This window comes from Paucibacter sp. DJ2R-2 (genome assembly GCF_025717675.1).
Taxonomy (GTDB): domain Bacteria; phylum Pseudomonadota; class Gammaproteobacteria; order Burkholderiales; family Burkholderiaceae_C; genus Paucibacter_A.
In genome coordinates, this window is the sequence record NZ_JAJIRT010000040.1 from 1 (window position 1) to 383 (window position 383).

Consider the following 383-nt stretch of genomic DNA (forward strand, 5'->3'; position numbering starts at 1 on the left):
GTGTTCTCATCCGTCCACGCTTGGGCCTGCTCGATCATGGGCGCGAGCATGGCCTGCTCCGAGCCCGAGCCCACCACGTCGGCGGCGATGATGACCTGGTTGGCGCTGTCCACGGCTGCTTGCGCTGCGTAGCCCTGGATCACGCCTTTGTTCGTGGCCATCTTGGCGCTGTCGGGGTCGGTGATGTTGGACTTGAGCTCTTGGCCCTTGGCATTCAGTCGCTTGGGGTTCTGGGCGACGAAGGCCCGGGTGCGTGCGGCCTCCTCGCGCAAGGCTTCCACGCGGGCTTGCCGTTTGGCTTCCAAGGGCTCCTGAGCGCCGGCCTTGTCCTGCGCCTGGTGCAGCGCCAGGATCTTGTCGGCCGCCTTGTCCAGGCGCTCGGC

Annotated in this window: 1 pseudogene; it reads right to left on the bottom strand. The window is 67.1% G+C overall.

What is annotated here, in order from left to right:
- Positions 1-383 (bottom strand): annotated as a pseudogene (locus LNV28_RS25010) (IS1182 family transposase); the annotation flags it as partial.